Source organism: Candidatus Cryosericum odellii (genome assembly GCF_003570935.1).
In the GTDB taxonomy this organism is placed as follows: Bacteria; Caldisericota; Caldisericia; order Cryosericales; family Cryosericaceae; genus Cryosericum; species Cryosericum odellii.
The window spans coordinates 1-3,324 of the sequence record NZ_QXIU01000141.1 but is presented as its reverse complement, the minus strand read 5'-3'; the positions used below and the strand labels follow the sequence as shown (position 1 = coordinate 3,324).

At 58.0% G+C, this 3,324-nt stretch carries 4 protein-coding genes; all 4 read left to right on the top strand.

Annotation, left to right across the window (positions count from 1 at the left end; genetic code table 11):
- The coding region (locus SMC5_RS05875) for an aspartate kinase (RefSeq protein WP_119119970.1) at window positions 1-988 on the top strand (988 nt) is incomplete at its 5' end.
- A gap of 176 nt (window positions 989-1,164) precedes the next feature.
- Window positions 1,165-1,554, top strand: coding sequence for a desulfoferrodoxin (locus SMC5_RS05870; protein ID WP_119087647.1), 390 nt, complete (start codon window positions 1,165-1,167; stop codon window positions 1,552-1,554).
- Window positions 1,555-1,812: 258 nt separating this feature from the next.
- On the top strand, window positions 1,813-2,877 hold the full coding sequence (locus SMC5_RS05865; protein ID WP_119119969.1) for a CHASE4 domain-containing protein: 1,065 nt from the start codon (window positions 1,813-1,815) through the stop codon (window positions 2,875-2,877).
- On the top strand, window positions 2,825-3,324 hold a 500-nt coding region (locus tag SMC5_RS05860), incomplete at its 3' end, for a PAS domain S-box protein (protein ID WP_119119968.1). The genes SMC5_RS05865 and SMC5_RS05860, both read left to right, overlap by 53 nt.

Below are 3,324 nucleotides of genomic sequence, written 5' to 3'. Positions count from 1 at the left end.
CCTTCGTGCGGCGGGCCTGACGTCCAGGTCGCTGACCGGCGGTGAGGCGGGGATCGTGACCGACGACACGTTCGGTAGCGCGGCACCCCTCCTGGAAATCGCTCGGAGAACTGTGCCACGTGCCCTGACGCCTCTGCTGGACCGTGGACTCACTCCTGTTGTCACCGGGTTTGTCGGAGCCAACGAGGAAGGTGTCATCACGACGCTCGGCAGAGGCGGGTCGGACTACACTGCCACCATCCTGGGCGCATGCCTGCCGGCCGACGAGGTGTGGATCTGGAAAGAAGTCGACGGCGTTATGACCGCCGACCCGAAGCTCGTCCCGGACGCCGTCCGTGTGCCGGCCCTTTCATATCGTGAGGTCATGGAACTGGCCTGGTTTGGTGCCAAGGTCCTCCATCCCATGACAGTCGCGCCCGTCCAGGAGGCCGGCATCCCAATTCGCATCCGAAGCGCCTTCCTGCCGGCGTCTCCCGGCACCATCGTGCGCGCTGACGCGCCCGAAACGGGTCCCGTCAAGGCAGTGACCTCTATCCGGAAACTCACAGCGCTGACGATCGGTGGGGCAGCGATGATCGGCACGTCGGACGTCGTCAGCAGAGTCTTTGACCTCCTTGCAACTGCTCAGCTCCCCGTCCTGATGATCTCGCAGAGCTCATCGATGGCCAATGTCTCACTGGTCATGACCCAGACCGACGCCGAACGCGCCACGCGCCTGCTGCACAAGGAATTCGTCGGCAGCACGGCCATCCGGGACATCACCGCCACACCGCATGTCGCAGTCGTCGCCGTCGTAGGTGACGGCATGCGCGGAACACCCGGCGTCGCTGCCCGCCTGTTCACCTCGCTGGCATCCGAAAATATCAACCTGCTCATGATCGCCCAGGGCTCCAGTGAAGTCAACATCTCGGTGCTCATCGCCGAGAAAGAGGTTCAGCGGGCCGTGCGTGCTATTCACGCCGCATTCGGCCTGGCGGCAACGACGTAGCCAAACGTCAGGACAAGGTGCTCCGGCTACTACAGGAATGACGGCGGCATACCCCTCCCCTGTAACACATTCGTACTTCACACAAAGGTAGATGGGATAACGGACAACGGTGATACAATAAATGCAGATGGCCTTGAGCGATCCAGCAATTTGCGGAAAGACAAGGAGGTAGCGGAATGACACAGAAATACGAAATCTACAAGTGCGAAGTCTGCGGCAACATCGTTGAAGTGAGCCATGAGGGTGTGGGCGAACTTGTCTGCTGTGGGCAACCAATGACAAAGATGGTCGCAAAATCCACTGAGGAAGGGAACGAGAAGCACCTGCCGGTTGTCGAAAAGGCAGAGCGTGGAACTATAATCAAAATCGGATCTGTTCCACACCCGATGGAAGAGAAACACTACATCGAGTGGATCGAAGTATTCATGAAAGATGGCAAAGTCATGAAAATACCGCTGCATCCTGGAGACAAGCCCGAAGTGCATATCGGCCACAGCGTCGAGGACTTGCTTGAGGTAAGGGAATACTGCAACGTCCACGGGCTCTGGTCCAAGAAGCTGGCATAGAGTAGACAAAATCCCTCGAGAAAACACTCCATAGGCAGCTCATCAGCAGGCGACATAGGGTCCTATCCCGTGTGCCTTTGTCGTACAATCGCCAGCCCTTTGAGACAACAAACCCCAAAGGGCTGGCGAGATAGATATTCGTACAGTACAACCAAGCAACAGAGTTGAGCTGGATGCCACGAAGTAGTTCGCCACGGCGGGGACAGACGATAAACCTCGAACGTTTGTACGCTGCACCCTCCGTTCTATACTGACTCCATGAACCTGCGCACCAGACTGTCTATAGTTGCTCTCATTGGTTTGACCATCTTCGTCGCGATGTTCTACGTCCTGGCTAGTGTGACCATCGACAGAACGTATGCCCGCCTCGACAGTCAGAACGTCGAACGCCAGGTTCTGCGAGCTCATTCGTACTTGAGCTACTCTCTTGACACGCTGGGACGCACCTGCTCCGACTGGGCCTACTGGGACGATACGTATCAATTTGTCCTCGACCACAACACCGTGTATGCAGACTCGAACCTTACTCCCGACAGTCTAGCCACGATAAATGTGGATATCATGGTGTTTCTGGATACGAGTGGCAAGGTCGTCTCTGCCAGGTTCCAAACCCCCATAAACCATGACCCGGATAACACTCCACCGGACCTCATCGTACAGTTCAGATCCGGAACAGCGCTCTTGGCACAGACACTGCGTCAGCCTGGCCTTACCGGTTGCATGTTTGTCGGCGGACATATGGCATTCGTGGCTGCGCGTCCTATCCTGACAAGCGCAAGCACCGGTCCGGCACGGGGAGTGCTGGTTTTCGTGCAATATCCCAATGAAGCTTTCTTCGCCGGCATGGCTGAGACGATCGGCGGCAACGTGACCTTCCAGGCTGCCGATCAAGTCCAGCCAGAAACTGTCGAGTCGCGGGCGCTCACCCTGCTCGCCACGGGACAGCCCACCGTCGGTCTGCCAGCAGGAACTGACGAGGTCCGCGGATTCATGAAGCTCTCTGACCTCTCTGGAAGTACTACTCTCCTCCTCTCGACCACTGCAAAGCGTACCCAGTCTGCCGAGATCACCCGGCTGAAACGCATAATTGTTGCAGTTACCAGCATGATAGTTTTCCTGCTGTTGGGCCTCGCCCTGCTCGTCCTGAACCATACGTTCATGAGGAGAATCGCTTCGCTGGGTCGTCAGGTGACAGAGGTCGGACACACCAGCGACCTCACACTGCGCGTGCGCCTGCCCGGATCGGACGAACTCGCGCAGCTGGCCACAGATGTCAACGCAACCCTGGAGTCGCTGCAACAGACTCAGCNNACGACTGCATGACTACTTCGACCACGCACACGACCTCATCTTCGCACTGGACTCAAGTGGCAAGGTGACCCTTGTCAACCAGTCCGCATGCTCGGTTCTTGGGTACGAAGAGAAAGACCTGCTTGGTCGCAGTATGCTTGACATCGTCAGCCCGGACAGCCGCGAGTTCATGCTCAGGGCCAACGATGAAATCGGAAGCGGGGACAGTGTGGCAAGGACCATCGACGTTCTGACACGTGACGGGAACCGCCGAACCCTGGATCTGAGCGGCCAGCGCCTCTGGGACAACGGACAGCCGACAGGCACCTTCTACATCGCCCGGGACATCACCGATCGGCTTCGCATGGAACACGAGTTGCTGCACAATGAGGCCCTGGCATCGCTGGGCACGCTGGCCGCTGGTATCGCCCACGACTTCAACAACGTTCTGACAGTGGTCAAGGGAAGCATCTCCCTGGC